Origin of the sequence: Micromonospora sp. WMMA1923 (genome assembly GCF_049179195.1) — a bacterium.
In the GTDB taxonomy this organism is placed as follows: Bacteria; Actinomycetota; Actinomycetes; order Mycobacteriales; family Micromonosporaceae; genus Micromonospora; species Micromonospora yangpuensis.
In genome coordinates this window covers 1,955,724-1,979,618 of record NZ_JBMHLZ010000001.1, presented here as the reverse complement: position 1 = coordinate 1,979,618, position 23,895 = coordinate 1,955,724, and the positions used below count along the sequence as shown (strand labels likewise).

Genomic DNA, 23,895 nt, shown 5'->3' with positions numbered 1-23,895 from the left:
TCTGCCCGACGCCACCGACCGACCACAAGGGAGTAATTGCGGCTCCTCACTCCAAGCGGCCACTATCGACCATGGCGACTGACAGTAAGCGCCGGGTGTCGAACCGTGCCCAATGAGTCGATGACTGATTAGGTTCCTAACAGAACTGTGGAAATAGCACCTTGCCGAGGCTGTAACCTTGGGATACCTTGGGCAAACGTCGCGCCCCTGACACAGCCAAGCCGTAGTCCACTTTTGTCACCCTCCGCAGCCGATTTCCTGTGCGGCAGACAGGCAGCCGCGACTCCGGTCGGATTGGAGCCGCAGATCCATGGTTACCGCCTTTATGTTTCCCGGTGCCGGATCCTATTTCTCGACTCCCTTCGCGCACTATTCACCGGGCCGACGCATAGCGGCGGACTTCGCCGAACGAATCGATGCCGTCAGTGTCGCGCAGGGCTGGCCGTCCGTGCTCTCCGATCCGGCTCCGGACACCTGGGACCCGTCGACGGAGCTGCGCACCTACCACCTCCAGCTCTGTTGCTGGCGAATCATCCAGGACGAACTCGGACTCCGGGCCGACGTCCTGGTCGGGCACAGCCTTGGGGAGATCACCTCCCTGGTCGCGGCGGGGGGATTCACTGTCGAGGACGGGGCACGCCTGCTGGGTGAGCGGGCTCGCGCTCTCCAGGCCCACGCGGAACCGACCGCGGCGACCGCGGCGTTCATGCTCTCCCCCGACGCGGCGGAGGAGCTTGCCCAGCAGGAAGCCGATGTCGTCGTCGCCGCGGCGAACAGCCCGACCCAGGTGATTCTCTCCGGGCCCGCCGCGCAGGTGCAGCGACTGCTGCGGACCGCCGACTTGCGAGGCATCGTGGCGACGAGGCTGCGCACCGGCCCGTACCCGCAGCATCATCCCCTGCTCGCTGCCGCCCTGCGGCACTACCGGGAAGCGATACACGGCATCCAGCCGGGGGTGCCACGCACACCCGTGCACTCGACGATCCTGGGGCGACGGATCACCCCGGACGACGATCTGCTCACGGTGGTCGGGGCGCAGTTGGTCCGTCCGCTGAACTTCCCACAGGCCGTGCGTGACCTGCGGGAGGCCGGGGTGGACCGGTTCGTGGAATGCGGCCTCCGGGACGGCCTGTCCCGGTTCGTCGCCGAAATCGTGGGCAACGACGCCCGCGTCGTCACGCCGTTCCGGACACGTCCGACCGAAGCCACCATCCAGCAGTACCGTGAGGAGTAGCCATGCTGCCCGAGAACGACGCCGTCCTGCAGAACCTCCAGAAGATGTACGCCACTGTGCTGGAACTTCCCGAAGACGTGGTCACGCCAGACGTGGACCTGGAAGCGGAGCTGGGTCTGGACTCCCTCCAGCACCGGATCGTGCTCGCACGCGCCGGTGAGATGTGGGCGGTGGACACCGCAGGGGCCGAGTCGCCGGCGACGCTCACCGTCCGTTCGGTGGCCGACCTGCTGCAGCACCTCGGCTCCACAACAAAGGGCTGAGCGGTGCCCGCCGAGCAGGTCTGCCTGGTGGGGGCAGGCGTGGTGGTCCCCGGTTGCGATACGGTCGAGGAGCTCTGGCAACGAGCCCAGGACGGCCCCTTCCGGCTGGCGACACCGGACCGGTTCCGGGGGCACGAGGCGTTGACCGCCGAGGCCGAGGCCGAGACCGGTCAGGCGTACGACCTCCGCTTCGGTGCGGTGGGTGCGGACTCCGGGGAGACGGCCGGAGACCTGCAGGCTGGTTGGCTGCGGCACGCCCTACGGCAGTGCCTGGCCGGCACGTCCAGGCAGCCGACACGACCCGGACTCTTCGTAGCCGCGTCCACGGACACCAGCTACGAGATCGATTTGGCGCTCACCGCGGACCTGCTCGCCGCCGGCACGGCGAGACACCTGTCGGTGGATCCGGACGACGCCCGGGTCAGCGAACGGATCAGACGCCGACTGGCGCGGGCCGACCCCTGTGCCGGCGTGGCCCATGGTGAGCTGCTCCCGTACGCCCAGGCCCGGCGGGCGATCGACGGCCTCCTGCCGCCGGACACCCCCATACTGGTCGTCGACAACATCTGTCCATCCTCGCTGTACGCGGTGGACCTCGGGGTCAGACACCTGCTCGACGGCGCGGTGGACGTCGCCTTCTGCGGCGGGGTGAGCTCACACGGACCGCTCCGGCAGGTCTACTTCTCGGAGATGGGCACGCTCTCGCCGTCCGACGAGGTACGCGCCTTCGACTCGGCGGCCGACGGCACCCTCTTCTCGGAGGGCGCCGCACTCGTCACCCTCAAACGCCTGAGCGACGCCCGCCGCGACCAGGACACGATCCTGGCGGTGCTCGCCGGCTTCGGTGCCGCCTCCGACGGCAAGAGTAAGGCGATCTTCGCGCCCAGCCAGGAGGGCCAGGTTCGGGCGATGAGCCGGGCGCGGGAGGTCAACGACGTGCCCGGCGGTCAGGTGGCGTGGGTGGTGGGACACGGCACTGCCACCCTCGCCGGTGACGCCACCGAGCTGCGCTCCATCGCCACGGCGCACGCCGGTGGCACGCCGTGGGTGACCGGCAACAAGCCCACGCTCGGCCACACCGGAATGGCGTGCGGAGCGGTCTCCCTCGTCCAGGCGGCACTTGGCCTGCACCGGTCGACGATCCCTCGTCAGCCCCACCACACGGCGCTGCCCGACTACGCCCGCTCGCTGCCGGTGCGGGTCCCCTCGACGCCGGTGGAGCTGGACAGCTCGGCGACGGACGGGCAGCCGCCGTACGTGGGGGTCTTCGCCTGCGGACTGGGGGGCATCAACGGATACCAGCTGTTGACCGCCCCCGACGCACGGGAGCACCCGGTACGGTCGTCGGCACCGTCGCTCGGTGACGAGCTGGTGCTCGTCCGCTGGAGCGCCCTGCTGCCGGGACGGCCGGACGACGAGGCGATCGCCACGCGGCTGTCCACGGGAGAGGCACCCGCCGAGGCGCTGCGCCTGGAGCGTCCCTACCCGATCCCGCCGTTCGCCACGACGATGATCCCGCCGAAGGTGGCCGCCCAGCTGGACCCGAGCCAACTGCTGGTGGTGGAGCTGGTCGACCGGCTCGGGGCCGCCGACACCGACCGGGGCCTGCTCTGGGACGGCCTGGGCGAACGCACCGGCGTCTTCGGCGCGCACTACGGTCTCACCCAGTCCGCAGTCGACTCCACGCTCCGGTGCCTGGGCGGCGGGCTGGCCCGGTCGCTGGACGGCGCGCAGGCCCGCGCCGCAGCCGACTACCTGCGGAAACATCGATCCGGTACCGCGGCGATCGGTCCCTACAGCCTGGTCGGGCGGATGTCGTCCACGGCGCTCGGCTGGGTGGCGAACCGTCGGGACCTGCACGGGCCCACCATGATGATGGATTCTGGTCCGTCCTCCGGGTTGGCGGCCCTGCACGCGGCGGGCTGCTACCTGCGCCGGGGCGACATCGACCTCGCCCTGGTGCTGGCGTGGAACGCCGGCCCGGTGGAGCTGAACGCGCAGTCGCTCGGGCTCGGCCCGCAGGAGGTCGCCGAGGGCGCGTACGCGGTCGCGCTCGCGCGTCCCGAGACGGCCCGGGCGCGGGGCTGGCAGGTGCTCGCCCGGGTGCGGACCGACCTGCGCGCGGATCCCCAGGCGGCCGACGCGAGGGAGCAGCCGAGTTATCTCGCCGCCGACGCGTTCGTCGGTGTGCTGCGGTCCGTCTCCGACGGCACTCTGCCCCGACGTTTCTCCGGCCCGGCCGGTCCGACCGTCACCGTGCTCCCCCCGTCATGAGGCGACCTGTCCCGGGAGGCCCGCGATGAACCGGTCGTACTCGCTCCAGATCGTTGCCCGTCCGGCGGTGCCGGGGTCGGCGGAGTGCGACCCGCTGCCCGCGGACTCGCTGGTACTCACCGATGACGCGGCTGTCGCCCGGCAGCTGTCCCAGCAGGCAGAACCGGTTGTCACCACCGTGGTCGTACCACCCGAGGCGGCCGGCTGGAACGAGCAGGCGCTCGTCCGGCTCGTCACCGTCTCCGACGGCGTCCCCGGTCACCTGCGCGTCATCACCTCGCTGCACGCGGCCGGCTGGCCGGCGGCACCCGAGCCACGGTTGCTCGCCCTGCAGGAAGCGGCCTTCCTGGCCGCCAGACGGATGGCCCACGCCGACCTGCCGGACTCCTCGGTGGCCGCTGTCGTCCTGGATCCCCTGCGGGGCGGTATCCCGCACCCACACGCGGCGCTGATCACCGGCCTGGTGAAGGCCATCGCCTGGGAGCTACCGCACACTCGGGCGTACGCCGTGGTGACGGACGCGGCCACCCTGTCGACGGCACTGCGGCAGCTGCGTCGTGAGTCCGGCTGCGTGCGTGGCCTACCCGTGGCCTACTACCGAGGGCGATCGACGTCCGGCACGCGCCTGGAGGAGCGGCTGTTGCCCGTCCGCACCATCAGCGTCGACGCGGACGTTGCTCCCGGGTCGACGGGCGAGGGACCGGTCGTGCTCGCGGTGGGCGGGTCCCGCGGCATCACCGCCCGATGTCTCGAAGGCCTGCGCACCGCACCATCGGCGCTGTGGCTGCTCGGCAGCACCGATCCGGAGACGATGGTGGCGCAGGCACGCGAGATCGGTGACAGCAGCAGCGCCGAGTACGTGCGCCGACGCCGGGCGGCCGATCCCGAGGTCCACCTGGCCCAGGTGCGCGCCTACTACGACCGGTGTCGCAGGTCCCGGGAGTCCCTGTCGCAGCTCGCCGTCCTGCGGCAGCGCTTCGGCGCCGCCCGGGTCCGCTATCTGGGTTGTGACGTCACCGACGCGACCGCCGTCCGTCGCGCGGCGGAGACGATCCGCCACACGACCCCCCGCCTCGACCTAGTCATCAACGGCGCGGGCATCAGCGGCGCACGCCGGTTGGCGGCCAAGGACCTGGCCACCTTCCGACGGGTACGGGACACGAAAGTGGCCGGTTACCACCATCTCCAGGCAGCGTTCGGCGCCCTCGAACCCAGTCTGTGGTGCAACTTCAGCTCCGTCGCCGGAGCCTTCGGCCTGGCCGGGGAGAGTGACTACGGCCCGGCGAACGACTTCCTGAACTCCGCGGCGCGCTACCAGAGCGCATACTCCGGAACCGCCGAGTTCGCCATCTGCTGGAGCCTGTGGGGCGAGTCGGGGCTCGGGCCCCGGACCGGCTTCACCGAGTACACCGCCACGGCGGGACAACTCGGCCTGATCGGCGACGCCGAGGGCCAACGCCTCTTCAACGCCGAAGTGGAGGCCCACCGACCGCACCGGCCACCCGTTTCCACACCGTTGGGCGAGGCGGAACTGGCGATGCTGCGTACCCGGTTCCCCGCGCTGGTGGACGCCGTGCCCCGCAGCCCCTACCTCGGTGAACCGTCGTCGATGGACGGCCAGGACCTCGTCTGGGAACTCGACCTGGACCGGTACCCACACCTGTACGGGCACGTCCGCCAGGCACGGGCACTCGTTCCCGGAGCCCTGGCCCTGGAACTCGCGGCGGAGGCCGCCACCCACCTGACCGGGTCGGCGGCGGTGCGCACCTTCCGCGACATCCGCTTCCAGGCACCCATCGCGGTGGACCCGCAGGTGGTCAGGTACGTGTTCACCGCCTCGTACCACCCGGGGGGAGTCGACCGCGGCGTGCTGCGGGCCGGTATCCACTCGCGGGTTCCCGGCGCTGGCCACGACCGGCGGGTCCCGCACTTCGAGGTCGTGGTCCCGATCGGTGCCGCCGACCCCTCCGATCAGCTCTCCCGCCTACGGCCGGTGAGCACAAGACGGGCCGCTGCCACGATGGCGATGTCCGGGATCTTCGACCAGCTCCGGGACGTACGCCTCGAGCCACGGCTCACCTCGGCGAGGTGGGAGCCCCCCCTCGCCACCGGCGACGACGAGTTCTTCGCCCGGCACCGGATCCCGTGGCTGCTTGTCGACGCCCTGTTGCAGACGGCCTGTCTGACCGGCACCCCCGGCCGGTACGCGACACCGCACGTGATCCGGGAACTGACGCTGCACACCACGGAAAACGACCTCGCGTTGGCTCAGACCGGGCACGATGTCCAGCTGCGCGTCGACCACCGCGACGGCACCGCGGACGGTGTCGCCCTCAGGTCGGGAAGTGGTGAGGCGCTCCTCACGATGGAGGGCGGCGTGGTCAGCGGACGGGAGCCGGTGCGGTGACCCCGTCCGCGAGCGGCCCCCGGGACGCGCTGCTGCGACTGTTCAGCCCGGAGGGACGGGCGAACCCCTATCCGCTCTACCGCGACCTGGTGGAGCAGACGCCCGTCCTGCCCGTCGGCGGCGACCGCGTGATAGTCCTGGGGTTCCAGGAGGGTTCCGACGTTCTGCTGGACACCCAGCTGTTCCCGGTGCCCGATCCTGGCTACGCCGACCGCTCCTGGCCGGGCTGGCGGAACCATCCGTCGACCACCCTGCTGTACCACAGCCTGCTGTTCCGCAACCCGCCGGACAACCAACCGGCACGTCGCCTGGTGTCCCGGTTCGTCAATCCCAGACGGGTGCGGCTGCTGCGTCCGATGATCGAACGGCACGTCGCCGCGCAGGTCGCCGCGCTGGTCGCCGGGGACGGCCCCGTCGACGCGACCCGGTCGTTCACCACCGTCCCGAACTCCGTGATGGTCGAGCTGCTCGGCCTCCCGCAGGACGACGTCGACCAGGTGATGGCGTGGCTCGACATGTTCCTGGAGCGCAACGAGATGCATCCGCCGGACCGGCGGCTTGCGTCCGCCGACGACGCGGCCGTCCAGCTGGTCTCCTACGTCCGGAAGACCTGCTCGGGCCGCTCGGCCGACGACGCCAGCCTGGCCGGACTGCTGGCCGCGGAGGACTCCCTGGACGAGCAGGACGTCGTCAGCAACCTGATCTTCGTGCTCAGCGCGGGAACCGTGACCACGGGTTCGCTGCTCGGCAGCGGGCTGTTCCAGCTCGCCCGGGACAATGACCTGCTCGGCCGGTTGCGTGCCGACGACGTCCTGTTGAGGTCGTTCGTGCTGGAGACCCTTCGCCACGATCCGCCGATCCAGTACGGCGCCAGGGTCGCGGCCACCGACACCGAACTGGGTGGACTACCCATCGCCCGGGGCAGCCTGATCCTCGTGTGTCTGGGCGCGATCGGCCGGGACGCCCGGCGATTCGCGAATCCGGACGACTTCCTCGCCGACAGGTTCGTCGGGCCCGGCGCGGATCCCCGGGACGTCCTGTCGTTCGGCCTGGGGACACACCGCTGCGCCGGAGCCGAACTGGCCCTGGTCACCGCCGAGACCGCCTTCGCTCACCTCGCCCGCAGGGTCGACGCGTTGGCCTCGGTCAGCCCGCCGCAGCGGCAGAACCGCACGGTGGTGCGCCGGTTCCGCAGGCTTGAGGTCCAGGTGACCCCGGCGCCCGGGGCGGGTCACGCACGCTGACCGGTGGACAGCTCCGCGCGCAGCACCGACGCCAGGTCACAGCCGGGTGAGCTGAGGTAGAAGTGGCCGCCCGGGTACGTGCGCAGGTCGAAGGGGCCGGTGGTGTGCCCCCGCCACGCCTCGGCCTCCTCCGGCAGGACCTCCGGGTCGCTGTCTCCGACGTGGGCGTGGATCGGGGTGCGCAACGGCACGGCGTCGGGCGCGAGACGGTAGGCGTCGATGGCCCGGTAGTCGTTGCGCATGGTGGGCAGAACGGCGCGCAGCGCCTGGCGGTCGTCCAGCAGTCGCGGATCCGTGCCGCCCAGCCGTTCCAGCTCGGCGAGCACGTCTGCCTCGTCACGCAGCTCGACGGCACGTGGGCGACGACGCGACGGCGCGCGACACCCCGAGACGAACAGCCGAAGCAGGCGGTGGCCCTGTGCCTCCAGCCGTCGGGCAACCTCGAAGGCGACAAGTCCTCCCATGCTGTGGCCGAAGAGCGCGGTGGGCCGTGCCAGCCGCCCGGCCAGTTCCTCGGCCACCGCGTCGGCGAGCGCCCCGATGGTGGGTACCGTCGGTTCGCCACGGCGGTCCGCCCGACCGGGGTACTGGACCGCGAGCACTTGGAGGTCGTCGCTGAGGGCACGGGACATCGGCAGGAAGAAACTGGCCGATCCGCTCGCGTGTGGGAAGCAGACCAGCTGAGCCGTCCGGGGCGGACCGGGGCGGTAGTTGCGCAGCCACCGACTGTCGTCCCTGTTCATCACATTCTCCGTGGTCAGCGTGCCCGGGTGCGATGGGCGCGCGACGCCCGCCACTGCTCGGCCGGGGTGAGCGGGACCGGCAGGGGCCGGTCCGCCGTCGTGGTCAGCTCGATCCGTCGTCCTTCGGCCGCCGCCCGCAGCAGCGTGGTCATCGTGTCGAGCACGTGCAGACCGACGTCGCCGCCGGCCCGGGGCGGACGCCGACCGTCGGCGGTGACGGCGTCGAGCAGGCCGATGCCCCTTGACGCCTCGACGTAGCCGGCCCGGGGTTCGAGAACGTGCCAGCCGGTGCCGCCGAGGGTGAACAGCCGGACCGCGCCGTCGAAGTGGTTCGGGTCGGGTACGGCCAGCGACCCGTCCACCCCGTGCACCTCGATCGGCGCGGCCGTGGTCGCGACGCCGTCGAAGCTGGTCGTGAGGGTGGAGAGGGCACCGTCGACGTGTTCCAGCACCCCGGTCACGTGGGTGTCCACCTGCACCGCGATCCGGTGACCGAGGCGCGGGCCCGAGCCGATCACGCGCTCGCCGCGCAGCCGGCTGGCGGCTCCGTTGACCGCCCGGACCGGCCCGAGCAGGTGGACGAGTGCGGAGACGTAGTACGGCCCCATGTCCAGCAGCGGGCCGCCGCCCGGGGCGTAGTAGAAGTCGGGGTCGGGATGCCACCGCTCGTGCCCGGCGGTGACCATGACCGCCGAGGCGGAGAGCGGACGCCCGATGAGCCCGTCGTCGATCGCCGCGCGGGCCGTCTGCGTACCGGTGCCCAGCACGGTGTCCGGCGCGCACCCGACCCGGACGCCGGCCGACGCGGCCCGCTCGATCACCGCACGGCCGTCCGGGAACGCGGCGGCGAGCGGCTTCTCGACGTACACGTTCTTGCCCGCGTCGATCGCGGCGAGGGAGATCCCGGCGTGTGCGGCGGGCGTGGTGAGGTTGAGCACGGTCTCCACGTCGGGGCGGTCGAGCAGCTCCTCGACGGTCGACGCCTCGGCGCCGGGAACGGCGGCGGCGGTCGCCGCCGACCGGGTGGCGTCCAGGTCGGCCACCGCCACGACGCGCACCGCGGGGTGACCGACGAGCGTGTCCAGGTACGCCCGGGAGATGACCCCGAGGCCTACGACGCCGACGAGGTGCGGGTCGCCCACACCATCCCCCTCTCGATGACGGTACGCACACCCGGGTGCTCCAGCACGTCGAGGCTGTGGCCGGGGGTGGTCACCACTACCCGCCCGGCACCCCACCGGCGGGTCCAGATCGCCGGCGAGGTGACCGGCCGGTGCCACGGCTGCCAGGACGCGGTGGGGTGGCTGGTGGTGGCCAGCACGTCGATCAGGTCGTCGTGCAGCACCCAGTACTGCTCGGTGACCAGGTCCAGGTCCCCGATCCCCGCCGTGATCGGATGGTCGCGTCCCAGGTCGGTGACGTGCACCCGGTGCGGCAGGAAGTTGTCCTCCTCCCCACCGCGACGCTCGCACGGCTCCTTGCCCGGGTGGGTCGCGAACTGGCCGCCCACCAGGTGCAGGTACTCCGCCGAGGCGCGGAACGAGTCCACGATGCCGCCGTGCCAGCCGGTGAGACCCGTCCCGGCGACGACCGCGGCGCTCAGCCCCGCCACCTGTTCGGCGGTGATCTGCGACATCGTCACGCACTGCACGACGAGATCGGTGTCGGCCATCGCGGCGGCGTCGGCGTAGACCTCCGTGGACTCCTCGACGCGTACCGCGTAGTCGTGGGCTTCGAGGAACGGGATGAACAGCTCCGTCGCCTTGACCGGCTGGTGCCCCGCCCACCCGCCGCGGACCACCAACGCCCTGCGTCGCGCCACCGTCGCCCCCTTCCCCGGTACGTCGTCACCGGGCTCTTCGTTCCCGCCATCTGACCCCATCCATCCAAAGTTGTCCACCCGGGACGGCCAGGGGTACGTCCTCAGGTGTCCCGCAGGCGTACCGCGGTCGAGGAGACCGCGACCAGTTCGGGCCGGGCGGGCAGCAGCACCGTGCGGACCCCCAGCGACTGGTTGATCGCGGCCAGCCGGTACTCGGCCTCCAGGTCGGTGGGGTTACGGACGCCGCGGACGATCACCGCCACCTCGTGCGCACGGCAGTAGTCGGCGGTCAACCCGTGCCAGGCCGCCACGGTGACCGAGGTCCACCCGGCCGGCAGCACGGCCCGGACGGCGGCGGCCCGCTGCTGCGCGTCGGTGCCGGGTTGCTTGCCGCCGTTGACCGCGACCAGCACGACCACCTCGTCGAAGAGTTCGCGGGCCCGGTCCACCACGTGCAGGTGCCCGGGGGTGAACGGATCGAAGCTGCCGGGGTAGACCGCGCGCACGGGAGTGCGCGCCGGCCCCGTCGCTGGTTCGGGCATGGCCCGACTGTAGGTGTCGGCCGCCGGCTCCGCCGCCCCCGGACATCCAGTTGCCCCGCCGAACCGGACGGCACGAGTGAACCGGTGGCGTGGGTCGGGAGGCCGGAAGTCAGTGGTTGTCAACTGGGTCGACCTAGCCTCCCAGGCGTGCCCTCGGCGAGGTCGTACCGGATCGACGGGACCGCCGGCAGCCGGCACCTACACACCGAAGCGGAGAGAGGTTCCATGGTCCGCGCCATCCGCGCTGCGCTGGGATTACTACTACTCGTACCGGCCGTCGCAGTTCCTCCGCCGGCACCGGCCGGGGCGGCGCCTTCCGCGTCGGCCGAGACGGCGTCGCTGCCGGCGGGCGTCGCCGGCGACGCCGACCTGACCGCCGGCAACCGGGTCGGCCCCGTCGCCGGGATGCCCGACTGGTCCCGGGTCGGCTACCTCGGCGGCCAGGAGCTGCCCTCCGACGGCGACCTGGCCGGTGGCGCCTGCACCGTCACCCCGGCCCGGTTGGCCAGCGAGTTCGGGGTCCGCGCCGACGACGCGGTGGACGACAGCGTGGGCCTGCAGTCGGCCATCGACCGGATCAAGGCCGACTGTTCGCCGTCGGGCAACGCCCGCCGGCTGTCGCTGATCGCGTTGCCGGCCGGGCGGATCGACATCTCCCGGCAGATCTACGTCGACGCGAACTTCCTGGTGCTGCGGGGCCAGGGCGCCGGCAGCGGCGGCACCCGGGTCGTCTTCCGGCCGGACGTCAACACCCGGTACGACACGCTGACCGCCGACGGCAGCCGGTGGAACCAGGACACCATGACGTTCGGTTCGGCGCCGGACACCGGCACCGGTGGTTGGATCTGGCCCGGTCGGGCGCTGTTCAAGGTGCAGACCCGGGAGGTCGCCGAGCGGTACCTCGACGAGTGGTCCGCGGCCCCCGCCAACCGCAAGGACCTGTTCGAGGGCTCCGTCAACCAGCACTGGGCCTCCGGCCAGAAGCTGGCCGCGGCCGGCACCGATCCGGGTTTCTCGGCCCGCGCCGGGCAGCACGTGATCCGGCTGGACGCCAAGGCCAAGATGGACGGCTTCCGCGCCGGCGGTTACGTCTGGGTCGGCGTCGCCAACAGCCTGCGCTTCTACGAGCAGCAGGGGCTCTCCCCGGACGATCCGGGCACCCGCGAGAACCTGCACATGCGCCAGCAGATGTTCCGGGCGACCGCGGTGAACAAGACCGCGAAGACGGTCACCCTGGACCGCCCGCTGGAGTACGACGTGCCGGTCGACTCCACCTCGGACGGGTCCGCGCCGATCGCCGGCAACGTCTACGTCAGCAAGATAACGCCGCTGCGGGCGGTGGAGGGGGTCGGCTTCGAGAACTTCGCCTTCTCCCAGGAGATGTCCGGCCTGCCGAAGCTGCTCGGCGGGGTCTACCAGCCGAGCCCGGTCGACGCGGTGCACAACTACGGCAACCTGGCCCCCGAGTACGCCATGCACGGCATCGCCTTCAAGTGGGCGGCGAACAGCTGGGCTCGGGGGCTGGCCGGCTCGATGACCGGCTCGCATCCGATCGTCACCGAGGTGGCCCGTAACCTGCAGATCGAACACAACACGTTCGACGGGGCGTGGAACAAGGGCAAGGGCGGCAACGGGTACCTGCGCGGCAGCCGGGTCTGGGACTCGCTGTGGGCGTACAACACCAGCCGGAACCTGCGGCACTTCACCTTCCAGTGGTCGGCCAGCGGCAACGTGGCGTTCGGCAACGACCTCGACTCCGACCTCAACCTGCACGGCGGTTGGGAGCGGTACAACCTGTTCGAGGGCAACACGGTCCGAATCCCGTACGAGCACCGCTCCGGCAGTTGCACCGCCAACTGCGGCGGTGAGGGCGGCGAGTTGGAGGACGGCACCTGGTTCCCGATCTGGTGGGCGGCGGCGGCCAAGGCCATCAAGTGGTCCGGCGCGTCCGGCCCGCAGAACGTCTTCCACCGCAACACGATGATCAAACAGTCCGTCGCCGGCGGGCCCTACCTGCCCTACGAGCCGTATTCGGGCGAGGGCGGCGACGCGGAGGCGATCTACCAGTTCGGCTCCGACCAGGCCGATCCGCGCGCGTTCGCGCCGCTGGGTCAGGGCGGTGCGCCGATCAAGGACTGGTCCGGCCGGGAGACCGCGGACTACGCCGGCCAGGGTGTGGCGGTGCGGACCGGCCAGCGGTGGCCGTCGCTGTTCCTGCGCGACGTCGGCCAGCTCGAACCGCGCGACGGCAACCGGCAGAACGTCGCCACCTGGAACATGCAGGGCGCGGGTTCCGGCGCGGAGGGGATCTACGAGAACAAATACCCGACCGTGATGGGGATGCTGGCCCAGGGGACGCTGGCGGTGGCGCTCCAGGAGGCCGGGTCGCCGCCGGCCGGCAGCGCGCACGAGCGCGGGCATTACAGCCAGCAGGTGTACCTGAACAACGGCGTCTTCCCGCCGGTCTACGAGTACTACCTGGGAGCCCTGCTCGATGAACCCACCCATCACCTGTACTGGTTGAACACGGACACCTCGACCAATGGCCCGAACCGCGTCAACCTGGCGATCGCAACCCAGCAGCGGGCCGACCAGTGGGTCGTGGTGGACGGTGGCGCCAACGCCCGGCCGGCGCTCGGCGTACGCATCGGCGAGACGTTCTTCTTCACCGTGCACGCCCGGTCCGGCAACGCCCCCGGCAGCGACGCGCCGACCACGTTGGCGAGAATCCGCACGTGGATCCTGAACAATCCCGGTCCGAACGGCCCGTACGAGTGGGTCGTGCTCGGCGACTTCAACCGCGAGCCGGCAAACCTGCGTGCCGCGCTGCCGGCCCAACAGTTCGCCGTGATGGCCCCGGACGGCAACACCCACCCGACTCTGGGCCCGGTACGCACGCTGGACTACGCGGTCACCGACTTCGGCAACGGCGCGCCGACGCTCTTCCGGGCCCACACGGAGATCACGATCACCAACTCCGACCACTATCCGGTGACCTACAGCTTCGAGTTGCGTGCCGCCGCGCAGGTGCCGCCGCTGGCCACGCCCACCAGGCCCGGCCAGGCGTTGCTGCGCAACGCCGCCACCACCTCCGTGGCCGACGCCGAGCCGGGCGGCGGGCCGCTGGTCGTGGACACCCCGTACGACCCGTCGCGGGCCCAGCAGTGGCGGCTGGACTGGGACAACGAGGTCCCCGGTCACCTGCGCCTGCAACGGGTGCGGGAGGGCAACTCGGCCGACGACCGTTACCTGGGCCTGGCCGACGCCGCCCCGGACGCCCGCGCGGCGCTGGGCTGGTCACCGTCGCTGACCCAGCTGTGGCGGCCGGTGAACCACGGTGACGGCACGTACACCCTGCTCAACTATGTGACCGGCCAGGCGCTCACGGCCTTGCCCGGCGACTTCCTGCTGGCGGCCCGGGACGCGACCGACTCGCCGTACCAGCGGTGGTTCCTCTCCTCCTCGACCGACCTCGAACTACGGCGGGACATCCTGCCCGTCCCGGCGCCCGCCGGCTCGGAGGCCGAGCTGGGGGTCGCCGGCCCGGACGGTGTGGAGGGCCGACCGGTGCAGCTGCTGCCCGCCACCGCCACCAGCAAGGAGTGGCAGCCGGTGTTGGCCGGGCAGCGCGGCTCCGACCGGTGCTTCTACCTGCTCTACGGCGACGAGTACCTGACGTCCACACCGGACGGTGGGCTGCCCGAGCCCGGCGCCCCGCGCGGAGGGCTCCTACCTGCATCGGCACGGCACCGGTTATCGGGTGACCACCTCGGCGGGAATGCTCGATCTGTCGACCTTCCGGGAGCAGGTCGCGGCGGCCAGGACCCACCTCGCCAAGGGTGGGCACCAGGCCGCCCTCGACGCGTACGTCCGGGCGCTGGCGCTCTGGCGCGGTCCGGCCGGGGACGGGTACGCGCCCGCTCCGGCTGCCGTCGCGCTCTTCGCCGCCCTGGACGGGGAGTTCCTCGATGCCGGGGTCGCCGCGGCCGAGCTGGCCGTCCCGTTGGGCCAGCCGCAACGTGTCCTGCCGGCCCTGCGCCTGGCGGCCACGATGGCACCCCTGCACGAACCGGTGCAGGCGCAGTTGGTCACCGCGCTCTCCGCCGCCGGCCAGCAGGCCCAGGCGCTGACGGTGTTCCGGGCCGTCCGCGCCGACCTCGCCGAGCACCTGGGGGTCGACCCCGGGCCGGCCCTGCGGACCGCGCACCGTCGCGCGCTCGAGCGGGCCGGGACACCGCCGGCACCGCCCGTGCCGCCGGTACCGCAACCCCTCGCCGGCGGCGGCCTGGTCGGCCGGACCGGCGAACTCGCGACCCTCCGTCAGGCGACCGCGGTTGCCTTCGCCGGCGGCACCGCCCTCGTGCTCGTCCAGGGCGAGCCCGGCATCGGCAAGACCCGGTTGCTCCGCGAGGCCACCGTCGAGGCGGAGCAACGTGGTGCCCTCGTCGTCTGGGGGCACTGCCTCGACGACGGCGGCAGCCCCTCGATGTGGCTGTGGGTGCAGGCCATCCGCGCCGTCCTCGACGGGCTGCCCGCCGAGGTTCGGGAGAAGTCGGTCGGCCGGGAGCTGGGCAGCCTCCTGGAGCCGCGCCGGGACGTCCTCGCGGCGCCGGTGCTGCCCGACAACGGCTTCCAGTGCCGGCTCTTCGAACAGGTCGTCGCGATCGTCGCAGCGGCCTCGGCGGGTCGGCCGGTGGTGCTCGCGCTCGACGACCTGCAGTGGGGCGACAGCGCGTCACTGCGGCTGATCAGCCATCTGACGGCCCGGCTGCCGCAGCGCACCACGGTGATCGGGGCACTGCGCGACCGGGCCCCGGCGCCCGGCTCCGAGCTGTCCCGGATGCTCGCCGCGGTCAGTCGGGTGCCCGGCCACCAGCGGATCCGCCTGGGCAACCTGGACGAAGCCGAGGTGGCCGAGCTCATCCGCCGCGAGACCGGTACGGCTCCCACCCCCGACGCGACCCGCGGCATCCTCACCCGTACCGCCGGGAACCCGTTCTTCGTCCGTGAACTGTCCCGGCTGCTCACCGATCGGCCGCGGGGGCGGGACGGGGTGCCGGCCACCGTGCGGGACGTGGTCATCGACCGGATGGCCGGGCTGGACGACGACGCCCGGGACCTGCTCCGGATCGCCGCGTTGATCGGCCGGGACGTCGACCTGGGACTGCTCGCCCGCGCGGCCGGTCTCGACCTCGACAGCTGCCTGGAACGGCTGGAACCGGTGGAGGCACTCGGCATGCTGGAGACCAGGCCGCACGACCCGTTCGCGCTGCGGTTCACGCACGATCTGGTACGCGAGGCGGTGGCCGCGACGACGCGACCGGCACATGTCGGCCAGCTGCATCTGCGGATCGCGGACGCGTTGCGGCAGGTCGGGTCGGATGCCGAGACGGTGGCCGAACGCCTCGCCCACCACCTGTGGTCCGCCGGCCCGCTCGCCGCGCCGGCCCCGACGGCCCGGGCGCTGATCCAGGCGGGCCGGCACGCGGCCGGCAAGTCGGCGCTCGACGTCGCCGAGCGGAGCCTACGGTCGGCGGTGCAGGTGGCGCGCGGCGCCGGTCTCGCGGAGCTGGAGCTGTCCGCCCTGGCCCAGCTCACCGCGGTGCTCGGCATGCGATCGATGTACGGCTTCTCGGTCACCGACCTGCTGGAACGGGCCGAGCACCTGGCTCGCGGCCTGGGCCTGCAGCGGGAGGCGGCCAGCTTCCTGTACTCCCGGTGGGTCGCCCTGGTCCAGGCCATCGAGCTCGATCGCAGTGCCCCGCTGGCCCGCCGGCTGCTCAAACGGGGGGAGGCCTCCGGCGACCCGTGGGTGCTCGCGTGCGGCCTGCACGCCTGGGGCCTGCAACAGTGGGACTACGGCCAGATCGGCGAGGCCATCCGCTACCTCGACCGTTCCCGGCCGATGATCTTCGACATCCCGCGACGGGACGAGGACCCCGTCCGGCACGACCTCCAGTTGTTGATGGCCGCGATGCTGGCCGAGGTCGCCACGTTGCACGGTGACGTGGCGGACGGGCGGGCCCTGCTCGACGAGATCGAGGACCTGGCCGGCGAGGACCCGTACATGGTCACGGTGTGGGCGTGCGCCGCCGCCCGCATCTCGGTGATCGCCGGCGATCCGGTGCTGGCACTGCGCGCGTCCGGGCGGGGCATCGCGGTCGATCCCGGTTTCTCCTTCGTCTTCCTCGGCACCTACCAACGGCTGGCCCGCTGCTGGGCGCTGGCGGTGACCGGCCAGGACCCGATCGGCAACGCGGAGCGGGCCCGGCAGATCATCGCCATGCACCTGCTCGACCCTCCGCGTTCGGACGTCGCCGCCTGGCACGGTCTCCTCGGTGAGATGCTGATCGCCGGTGGGGCCCTGGATGCGGCCGCGACCGCCCTCGATGAGGCCGACTTCTATCTGGACTCGTGCGGGCAGCGCCACCCGGAGGGGTTGCTGCTCCTGCTGCGGGCCCGGTTCCTGCAGGCCCGTGGCGAACCGGTCGAGGTGGTGGCCGCTGCCGCCGAGCACGCGCGGGCGGTGTCCGCCGAGCGGGAGGCGTTCCTGCACGCCCGCCGGGCCGAACGGCTCCTCGACGAGCTTGTGCTCATCACTCGTCGACAAACGTGATTTCCGATTTGACTCAGCCTCGCCTGAAACGGTCGAATGACAGCTGTTTCGCAGACGTTTGCGTCCATCGAGAAGTGGCATTCGACAACACCAGGCATTGACATTGATTGCACCTGCCGGCAGGCTTAGTGAAACTCCTGAGACAGCCGGTGAACCCGATTGTTTCGGGGTTGTTCCGATCAGCGTCGATCCGGCTGTCCGCCACCCCTGGTGGGGGAATGCGTAGACCTCGTAGCTTTAGCTGAATTTCGACTGCCCTTTTCACCTGCGCTGTTTCGAAAGCGGCAGGTCATGTTCGGGCATGCCGCGGTAGTGCGACCGGAGCAGCTCCTCGATCGCCCGGTCGTCCTCTTTCGATGGATCGGAGAGTTGATGCGCGTCGCGCTGCTCACCACGACCCAACACGGTCACCTGAACCCGTACGTCCCGGTGGTCAACGCGCTCCGGCGGGCCGGTGGCGAGGTCACGCTGCTGCTGTTGTCCGCCGACGGCGGCGCGCTCGACGAGCAGCGACGCCGCGCCCTGGGCGGGGCACCGGTCCACCTGGTCGGCCAGGTCGAGATGGCACCGTGGAGCGGTGACCCGGCGAGGATCGGCCCGATGCTCCGGTCGTCACCGGTGGCGGACCAGACCACCGACACACTCCGGGCGATCGCGCCGGACTTCGTGCTCGTCGACTCGTTGCCGGTCACGGCCTCGGCGATGGTCGGCGCACACGCGTCCGGCGTGCCGTACGGGATGATCTGGGCCAACCTCGGCGGGGTGTGCCCGAGGGAGCACCGCCGGGGCCGCTGGGCGTACGACGAGCAGGTAGGCGACTACCTGACCGGGCACGGAGTGGCGTGGTCGACCCGGACCCATTCGGCGCGTTCGTCGATTCTCAATCTGATGCCCACGATTCCGGCTCTCGTCGGCCACGACGCGGTCACCGACGACGGTGTGCAGCTGGTCGGGCTGCCGGGTGCGGCCGGGGAACGCGGCGACGAGGTCGCCTTCGGGGACCTGGCGCGGCTCGACCCGGACCGGCCGGTGGTGTACGTCTCCTTCGGCACGATCTTCTACCGGCGACCGGACCTGCTGCGCACCGTGATCGCCGGGGCGGTGAAGACCGGGGCGCAGGTGATCGCCGCGGTGGGGGACCTGGCCGAGGAGCTGGCCCTGCCCGACGAGGTGCTCACCGCGCCGTACCTGCCACAGCGTGCGGTGCTCGAACGCGCCGACGTCTTCGTCACCCACGGCGGGTACAACTCCGTGGCGGAGTCCATCCGGGCGGCCACCCCGATGCTGGTGCTCCCGCTGGCGGTGGACCAGCCCGTCCAGGCGTACTTCGTGGAGCGGGCGGGTTTCGGGACGGCCCTGGAGCCGACCGGGGTCACCGAGCAGACGGTCGCCGACGCGCTCACCGATCTGCTCGATCCCGCCGGCGACCACCTCGCCCGGCTGCGCGCCGCGCGGCCGGAGTGCGGCGACTCCGCCGCGCGCACCGCCGAGCTGGTCGTCGGCACCGTCGGGACGCTACCGCGGAAGGGGCAGCAGTGACGATCCAACCGCGACGGCCGGTGGGCGACCCGGTCGTGCTCGACGATCGGGAACGCCTGTCGTTCCGGGTGGATCGCCGCGCCTACACCGACGACGACCTGGCCGCAGCGGAGATGGCCAGGATCTTCGACCGCTGCTGGTTGTACGTCGGACACGAGTCGGAGGTGCCGGTCGCGGGCTCCTACGTGGCCCGCGACGTCGGCGGGCGGCCGGTGGTCATGGCGCGGGGGTCCGACGGGGTGATCCGGGTCTTCGCCAACAGCTGTCCGCACCGCGGGGCGCTGATCTGCACCCAGCCGGCCGGGCAGGCCCGGTCGTTCCGGTGCCCGTACCACGACTGGACCTTCTCCAACCGGGGTGACCTGGTCGGGGTCCCGATTCCCGACGGTTACGGGCCGGGCTTCCGCAAGGCCGACTTCGGCCTGGCGCAGCACCGCAGCGACAGCTACCGGGGTTTCGTGTTCGTCACCTTCGATCCGCGGCAGCCGCGCAGCCTGACCGGGTACCTGGCGGGCGCCACGGAGTACCTCGACCTGATCGACGACCAGTCCGAGGTCGGGATGGAGGTGATCCAGGGCGCGCAACTGCACGGGGCCCGGGCGAACTGGAAGCTCATGATGGAGAACAGCGTCGACATCTACCACTTCCGGGCGCTGCACAAGCGGTACGTCGGCTACATGGAGTCGCTGGGATCGGTGCCACCACGGCGCCGGGGTGGCTTCGGCCGGGCCCTCGGGCTGGGGCACGGCGCCAACGAGCTGCCGCCGGCGGCGGCCCGCCCGCTGGCGTACTGGACGCCGATGTTCGGCGAGTCGGTCCGGCCCCGGATCGAGGCGACGGCCGCCCGGTTCGTCGACCGGTTCGGCGCCGCACGCGCCGAACGGATCACGCACACCAACCGGGCGTTGCTGATCTTCCCCAACCTGATGATCATCGACGCGATCGCCATCACCATCCGCAAGATCGACCCGGTCGGCGCCGGGCAGATGGCCATCACCTCGGTCGCCCTGGCCCCCCGGGACGAGGATCCGGAGATCCGGGAACTCCGCAAGAGCCACTACCTGACCTTCCTCGGTCCCGCCGGCTTCGCCACTCCCGACGACATCGAGATCGTGGAGTCGTGCCAACGGGGCTACCTCAACCGCGCGGTCCGCTACTCGGACCTGTCCCGGGGCATGGACAAGGAGGTCCCGGAGACGACCGACGAGCTGCCGGCCCGCGAGTTCTGGCGGCAGTGGGACCGGCTGATGCACGGCGACGACGGTCACCTCGACCTCGCGCACCGGGCCGAGCTGCAGGGGGCGGATCCGCGGTGACCATCGAGCTGACTGTCGACGAGGCGGCCCGGGTGCGGTTGTGGCACCGGGTGAGCCAGTTCCTGTTCCGGGAGGCGCGGCTGCTCGACGAGTGGCGCCTGCACGAGTGGTACGACGAGATGTTGACCGCCGACGTCCGCTACACCGTGCCCGCCACCGACGTGCGCGGCGAGTCACCCGACGCGCTCGGACTGATCGACGACGACGCCGCGCGGTTACGCCAGCGGATCGTCCAACTGCTCAACGGCGAGGTGTGGTGTGAGAACCCCCGGTCCCGGACGAACCGGATGATCAGCAACGTGGAGATCCTGACCGACCGGGGCAGCCACCTCGACGTGGCGGCGAACGTCGTGGTGTACCGGTTCGGGCACGGGCGCTCCGACACCTACGTCGGGAAGTACCGGTTCCAGCTCGCCGTCGAGGGCGGGGCGTTCCGGATCCGCCGGCGGGTCGTGGTGCTCGACCACGAGACGTTGTACGAGCACGCCAAGCTCAGCATCATCCTCTGACCGTACGGTGCCGGCCCTCGACCCGAAGGAGTCGATCGATGGATCAGCCGACTGCCCGCCAGCAACGGGGCGAGGCCGTGTTCCAGCAGGTCTTCGGCCGTGAACCGCGTCCGGGCTCGTACCCGGAGTTCCTGCGGATCACCGTCGACCACCTGTTCGGTGAGATCTGGACCCGTCCGCATCTGAGCGTCGAGGAACGGGAACTGGTGGCCCTGACCGCGGTCACGCTGGCCCGCACCGACTGGGAGTTGCGGGGCCACATCGGTGCCGCCCTGCACCTCGGGATGTCGCGGGAGAAGATCGTCGAGATCATCATCCAACTCGCCTACTACGGTGGCTGGCCGGTGGCCAACAACGGGCTGCGGGTCGCCCAGGAGGTCTTCGCCGAGCTGGACGGCGCCACCGGAGGGAAGGCCGGCCATGACCGGTGAACCGTCGTCCCTCGACCCGGACGAGAAGGTCGACCTGTGGCGGCAGCGGTTCTTCGAGGCCCAGGCCGCCGCCGAGGAGTTCGTCCTGGGCGAGCACGGCGACGAGGGCCTGGCCGCCTGGATCCGCGCGAACTCCCGCATCACCGCCGACCTGTTACGGGCGCAACGACCCGCCGGGATGTCCACCACCGACCACTACGTGACCCGGCTGCAGCGGCAACTGATGCTGTACGACTCGGCGGTGACCAGCGAGCCCCAGCCCTCGGGCACCGTGCTGCGCAACGCCGACTGCGGGATCCTGCGGTACCGCAGACGGGCCGCCCGCGCCGGTGTCGTCCTGACGTTCTCCTCACCGTGTGGGTACTGCCAGCAGCTCAACACCGCCATCGCCGCCCGCTACCTCGAACCGGAGGTCACGGTCTCGTGCGAGCAGGCGGGCGACGGCTGCACCTGGCGGGTGTCTGCTCAGGCCTCGGCAGACGCTCCGGCCGCATCGCCACAGCGCGGCCGGGCCGCCGACTGAACCACCGGCAGTGCGGTGCGGCCCGGCGACTGGACCACCGGCAGTGCGGTGCGGCCCGGCGACTGGACCACCGGCGGTGCCGAGCGGTCCTCGGTCGGCGATCGGACGGCGTCGAGCGTCATGCCGAGCTGCCGACCCACGGCCACGCACAGGTCCGTCGCCGCGGTGCGGGTCAGGTCCTGGTGGCCGTGCTGGGTGAAGCACGCCGACGCCACGTTCCGGTTCTTCAGCCGCAGGTACCACGGGAAGAGCGCGGCCAGGGCGGGTTCGGTCAGCATCGTGCGCGAGTGCACGATGGTGCCGACCAGCAGGTTGCCGAAGGGTCGCCGGTCGGCGTTCATGAAGCTCTTCAGGCGCTCCTGGAAGATCTTCAACACCGCGGGTACGTTGCCCGCGTACACCGGCATGGCGAGCAGCATCGCCTGCGCGCCCTCGGCGAGCCCGACGACGTGTTCGAAGTCGTCGTCGAGCGTGCAGCGGCCCACCGCGGGATCGAGGCAGGTGTCCTCGCCCTCGCACATCGCGATGCGGTGGTCGATCAACCGGATCCGCTGGACCCGCGCGTCACCGAGCTCACGGACGAGGCCGCTGACCGCCGCGTCGAGCAGCGCGTCGGTGAGCGACGGCAGACGCCGCTGGGTGCAGGACAACGCGACGATCTTCACCCGGTGAGCCTCCCCTGCCCGCTCGCCGGCCCCCGGATCCGGCCGCCCGACGAAGCCCCGGGGCCGAGCAGCGGGGCCCACTTACGATCCTCAATGGGGTCGAGTCTGTCAACATTGGACGGATCCGAGCCGGTCAGCCGCACGGTGACGCGAACCGGCTCCGACACCCGGTGTCGCCGGGCCGACGCGGGGTCCGGCCGGCCCGGCAGCCGGACGGGTCAGGAGAAGGTTCGTCGGGCCCAGGTGCGGAAGTCCGTGGTGGGCAGGCCGAGGGCCTGGGGAATCTCCGGGCGGGCCGGCGAGCCGTTCTCGTTGATCCGCTCGACCACGTTGACCATGAATGGCAGCAGACCGTGCTCGATGGCTTCCTGCGGGGTCCGGACCGGAGCGGTGATGGTCCGACCGGTGACCTCACTGAGGATCATGGCGACCTCGGTCATCGTGCGCAGGTCACCGGCGAGCTCCACGTCCATGCCGTCGAGTCGGCCCGGGTCGGTGAAGGCGGTCGCTGCGGCCTGGCCGATGTCGTCGACGGCGATCCAGGGAATTCGGGTGTCCTCGGCGAAGCCGGTGACGATGGTGCCGCTGGACCAGTCGCCGAACAGGTAGGACCTTTCGAGCAGGTTCTCCATGAAGGTGCCGGGCAGCAGGATGGTCCAGTGGGCGAAACCACCGGAACGGACCAACTCGTCGACGCCCGCCTTGCTCTCCCAGTAGTGCCGGTCCCAGCGCCCCTCGGCCCAGCCGGGCTGGTTGCGGTGGAAGTCACCGGCGCCGGAGACGCTGCTGTGCACCAGGTGCGACACCCCGGCCGCGCGGGCGGCCTCGACGACGTTGCGGCCCCGGCGCAGCTCGGCGTCCCCCTGCAGGTCGGTGAGGTCGGGCCACGGGATGGAGAAGACGCCGTCGGCTCCCTCGGCGGCGGCAAGCAGGGTGGCCGGGTCGTCCAGGTCGCCTCGGACCAGTTCGGCTCCCCGTTCCCCCAGGGCCAGCGCGGCGTCGGCGCCGGGGTCGCGGACCAGGGCGCGGACCGCGACGCCCCGGTCGAGCAGGGCTCGGGCGGTGGCCCCGCCCTGCTTGCCGGTGGCACCGATGACAAGGACGACCATGTTTCCTCCTCGAATAAGTGGGGTGGCACCCCACTTCTCCCCGGTTACGATATGGGGGACCACCCCGTTTATCCAACCGGCAGACGATGAGAGCTGACGCACAACGCAACCGCGCGCTGCTAGTCAAGGCAGCCAGCGCGGCGATCGCCCGGGATGGCGCGTACGCCTCCCTGGAGGAGATCGCCCGCGCCGCCGGCGTGGGCTCGGCGACCCTGCACCGGCACTTCCCGTCCCGATGGGCACTGTTGGAGGCGGTCTTCCACGACCGGATCGAAGCGCTGTGTGCCCGGGCCGGGGAGTTGGCGGCCGAACCGGACGCCCGCGAGGCGCTGACGACGTGGTTGTGCGAGCTGGCCGTGTACAGCGCCACGACCCGCGGCCTGGTCACCTCGCTGCTCAAGGCACCGCAGCACAGCAACTCCTGCTCGGCGATGCTCGTGGCAGCGGGCGAACCGCTTCGCCGACGGGCCGCCGACGAGGGGTCCGTAAGCCCGGACGTCGCGATGGCCGATCTGGTGACGCTGGTCAACGCGGTCGCGCTGGCCGTGGAGTCGGCCAGCGCGACCGAGGCCGAACGGCTGGTCCGCCTCGCCCTGCGGGGAATCAGCCCGCCCCGGCGGTGACCCGTCGAGACACGCGGGCACCGGGCGGGAGTCGC

At 71.7% G+C, this 23,895-nt stretch carries 22 protein-coding genes and 1 pseudogene; 13 read left to right on the top strand and 10 right to left on the bottom strand.

Annotation, left to right across the window (positions count from 1 at the left end):
- Positions 1–448 precede the first annotated feature (448 nt).
- Genes ACN28G_RS09050 through ACN28G_RS09030 form a run of 5 tightly spaced genes read left to right on the top strand, consistent with a single transcriptional unit; the run spans position 449 to position 7,422 of the window.
- Positions 449–1,234 carry an ACP S-malonyltransferase gene (locus ACN28G_RS09050; protein WP_175440520.1) on the top strand — a complete coding sequence of 262 codons (786 nt, stop codon included), beginning with the start codon at positions 449–451 and terminating at the stop codon, positions 1,232–1,234.
- Between the two features lie 2 nt (positions 1,235–1,236).
- Positions 1,237–1,497 (top strand): acyl carrier protein, encoded by a 261-nt coding sequence (locus ACN28G_RS09045; RefSeq protein WP_091437193.1) that lies wholly within the window; start codon positions 1,237–1,239, stop codon positions 1,495–1,497.
- Positions 1,498–1,500: 3 nt separating this feature from the next.
- Complete coding sequence (locus tag ACN28G_RS09040) at positions 1,501–3,771, top strand: beta-ketoacyl synthase N-terminal-like domain-containing protein (RefSeq protein WP_091437191.1); 2,271 nt, start codon at positions 1,501–1,503, stop codon at positions 3,769–3,771.
- Between the two features lie 25 nt (positions 3,772–3,796).
- The gene (locus tag ACN28G_RS09035) at positions 3,797–6,178 is read left to right on the top strand and encodes an SDR family NAD(P)-dependent oxidoreductase (RefSeq protein WP_091437189.1); all 2,382 of its coding nucleotides are present in this window, start codon (positions 3,797–3,799) and stop codon (positions 6,176–6,178) included.
- Entirely contained in the window at positions 6,175–7,422 is a 1,248-nt protein-coding gene (locus tag ACN28G_RS09030) for a cytochrome P450 (protein ID WP_091437186.1), read from the top strand. Before ACN28G_RS09035 ends, ACN28G_RS09030 begins: the two co-directional genes overlap by 4 nt.
- Here ACN28G_RS09030 and ACN28G_RS09025 read toward each other — a convergent pair.
- From ACN28G_RS09025 to ACN28G_RS08990, 8 genes are all read right to left on the bottom strand, one after another.
- Positions 7,410–8,165 (bottom strand): thioesterase II family protein, encoded by a 756-nt coding sequence (locus tag ACN28G_RS09025; protein ID WP_091437183.1) that lies wholly within the window; start codon positions 8,163–8,165, stop codon positions 7,410–7,412. The two genes, ACN28G_RS09030 and ACN28G_RS09025, sit on opposite strands and share 13 nt — an antisense overlap.
- A gap of 14 nt (positions 8,166–8,179) precedes the next feature.
- Complete coding sequence (locus tag ACN28G_RS09020; RefSeq protein ID WP_421478893.1) at positions 8,180–9,307, bottom strand: Gfo/Idh/MocA family protein; 1,128 nt, start codon at positions 9,305–9,307, stop codon at positions 8,180–8,182.
- Positions 9,277–9,987 (bottom strand): ThuA domain-containing protein, encoded by a 711-nt coding sequence (locus tag ACN28G_RS09015; RefSeq protein WP_091437176.1) that lies wholly within the window; start codon positions 9,985–9,987, stop codon positions 9,277–9,279. Before ACN28G_RS09015 ends, ACN28G_RS09020 begins: the two co-directional genes overlap by 31 nt.
- 101 nt (positions 9,988–10,088) lie before the next feature.
- Positions 10,089–10,529, bottom strand: coding sequence for a pantetheine-phosphate adenylyltransferase (gene coaD / locus ACN28G_RS09010; protein WP_421478892.1), 441 nt, complete (start codon positions 10,527–10,529; stop codon positions 10,089–10,091).
- 428 nt (positions 10,530–10,957) lie between these two features.
- The gene (locus ACN28G_RS09005; RefSeq protein WP_421478891.1) at positions 10,958–11,182 is read right to left on the bottom strand and encodes a hypothetical protein; all 225 of its coding nucleotides are present in this window, start codon (positions 11,180–11,182) and stop codon (positions 10,958–10,960) included.
- A gap of 12 nt (positions 11,183–11,194) precedes the next feature.
- Positions 11,195–11,398, bottom strand: coding sequence for a hypothetical protein (locus ACN28G_RS09000; protein WP_421478890.1), 204 nt, complete (start codon positions 11,396–11,398; stop codon positions 11,195–11,197).
- Between the two features lie 1,638 nt (positions 11,399–13,036).
- Positions 13,037–13,264: a hypothetical protein gene (locus ACN28G_RS08995; RefSeq protein WP_421478889.1), complete on the bottom strand. Its 228-nt coding sequence runs from the start codon at positions 13,262–13,264 to the stop codon at positions 13,037–13,039.
- Positions 13,265–13,525: 261 nt separating this feature from the next.
- The gene (locus ACN28G_RS08990; protein WP_421478888.1) at positions 13,526–13,714 is read right to left on the bottom strand and encodes a hypothetical protein; all 189 of its coding nucleotides are present in this window, start codon (positions 13,712–13,714) and stop codon (positions 13,526–13,528) included.
- Between the two features lie 593 nt (positions 13,715–14,307).
- Between ACN28G_RS08990 and ACN28G_RS08985 the strand changes: the two are divergent.
- From ACN28G_RS08985 to ACN28G_RS08955, 7 genes and pseudogenes are all read left to right on the top strand, one after another.
- Positions 14,308–15,249: pseudogene (locus ACN28G_RS08985) on the top strand (BTAD domain-containing putative transcriptional regulator); the annotation flags it as partial.
- Positions 15,250–15,369: 120 nt separating this feature from the next.
- On the top strand, positions 15,370–17,145 hold the full coding sequence (locus ACN28G_RS08980) for a hypothetical protein (RefSeq protein WP_421481001.1): 1,776 nt from the start codon (positions 15,370–15,372) through the stop codon (positions 17,143–17,145).
- A 372-nt stretch (positions 17,146–17,517) separates the two neighbouring features.
- On the top strand, positions 17,518–18,684 hold the full coding sequence (locus ACN28G_RS08975; protein ID WP_421478887.1) for a glycosyltransferase: 1,167 nt from the start codon (positions 17,518–17,520) through the stop codon (positions 18,682–18,684).
- The gene (locus tag ACN28G_RS08970) at positions 18,681–20,000 is read left to right on the top strand and encodes an aromatic ring-hydroxylating oxygenase subunit alpha (RefSeq protein WP_229688491.1); all 1,320 of its coding nucleotides are present in this window, start codon (positions 18,681–18,683) and stop codon (positions 19,998–20,000) included. The genes ACN28G_RS08975 and ACN28G_RS08970 overlap by 4 nt, the downstream gene beginning before the upstream one ends.
- Positions 19,997–20,509: an aromatic-ring-hydroxylating dioxygenase subunit beta gene (locus tag ACN28G_RS08965; protein WP_091437161.1), complete on the top strand. Its 513-nt coding sequence runs from the start codon at positions 19,997–19,999 to the stop codon at positions 20,507–20,509. The genes ACN28G_RS08970 and ACN28G_RS08965 overlap by 4 nt, the downstream gene beginning before the upstream one ends.
- Positions 20,510–20,547: 38 nt before the next feature.
- Positions 20,548–20,940 carry a carboxymuconolactone decarboxylase family protein gene (locus ACN28G_RS08960; protein WP_421478886.1) on the top strand — a complete coding sequence of 131 codons (393 nt, stop codon included), beginning with the start codon at positions 20,548–20,550 and terminating at the stop codon, positions 20,938–20,940.
- The gene (locus ACN28G_RS08955; protein ID WP_091437157.1) at positions 20,930–21,463 is read left to right on the top strand and encodes a hypothetical protein; all 534 of its coding nucleotides are present in this window, start codon (positions 20,930–20,932) and stop codon (positions 21,461–21,463) included. The genes ACN28G_RS08960 and ACN28G_RS08955 overlap by 11 nt, the downstream gene beginning before the upstream one ends.
- Here ACN28G_RS08955 and ACN28G_RS08950 read toward each other — a convergent pair.
- A complete protein-coding gene (locus ACN28G_RS08950; RefSeq protein ID WP_421478885.1) occupies positions 21,406–22,128 on the bottom strand; it encodes a flavodoxin family protein in 723 nt (240 codons plus the stop codon). The genes ACN28G_RS08955 and ACN28G_RS08950 overlap by 58 nt on opposite strands.
- A 218-nt stretch (positions 22,129–22,346) precedes the next feature.
- Positions 22,347–23,237: an NmrA/HSCARG family protein gene (locus tag ACN28G_RS08945; protein ID WP_421478884.1), complete on the bottom strand. Its 891-nt coding sequence runs from the start codon at positions 23,235–23,237 to the stop codon at positions 22,347–22,349.
- 86 nt (positions 23,238–23,323) lie between these two features.
- On the opposite strand from ACN28G_RS08945, the gene ACN28G_RS08940 reads away from it, so the two are divergent.
- Complete coding sequence (locus ACN28G_RS08940; RefSeq protein ID WP_091437150.1) at positions 23,324–23,860, top strand: TetR/AcrR family transcriptional regulator; 537 nt, start codon at positions 23,324–23,326, stop codon at positions 23,858–23,860.
- The last annotated feature ends 35 nt before the right edge of the window (positions 23,861–23,895 follow it).

Coding starts and splice junctions, on each gene's coding strand:
- ACN28G_RS08980 (WP_421481001.1), top strand. CDS start 15,370: ATGCTCGCCGCGGTCAGTCGGGTGCCCGGCCACCAGCGGATCCGCCTG.
- ACN28G_RS08940 (WP_091437150.1), top strand. CDS start 23,324: ATGAGAGCTGACGCACAACGCAACCGCGCGCTGCTAGTCAAGGCAGCC.
- ACN28G_RS08975 (WP_421478887.1), top strand. CDS start 17,518: ATGCGCGTCGCGCTGCTCACCACGACCCAACACGGTCACCTGAACCCG.
- ACN28G_RS09035 (WP_091437189.1), top strand. CDS start 3,797: ATGAACCGGTCGTACTCGCTCCAGATCGTTGCCCGTCCGGCGGTGCCG.
- ACN28G_RS08945 (WP_421478884.1), bottom strand. CDS start 23,237: ATGGTCGTCCTTGTCATCGGTGCCACCGGCAAGCAGGGCGGGGCCACC.
- coaD (WP_421478892.1), bottom strand. CDS start 10,529: ATGCCCGAACCAGCGACGGGGCCGGCGCGCACTCCCGTGCGCGCGGTC.
- ACN28G_RS08960 (WP_421478886.1), top strand. CDS start 20,548: ATGGATCAGCCGACTGCCCGCCAGCAACGGGGCGAGGCCGTGTTCCAG.
- ACN28G_RS09045 (WP_091437193.1), top strand. CDS start 1,237: ATGCTGCCCGAGAACGACGCCGTCCTGCAGAACCTCCAGAAGATGTAC.
- ACN28G_RS08955 (WP_091437157.1), top strand. CDS start 20,930: ATGACCGGTGAACCGTCGTCCCTCGACCCGGACGAGAAGGTCGACCTG.
- ACN28G_RS09025 (WP_091437183.1), bottom strand. CDS start 8,165: ATGAACAGGGACGACAGTCGGTGGCTGCGCAACTACCGCCCCGGTCCG.
- ACN28G_RS09005 (WP_421478891.1), bottom strand. CDS start 11,182: ATGTCGATCCGCCCGGCCGGCAACGCGATCAGCGACAGCCGGCGGGCG.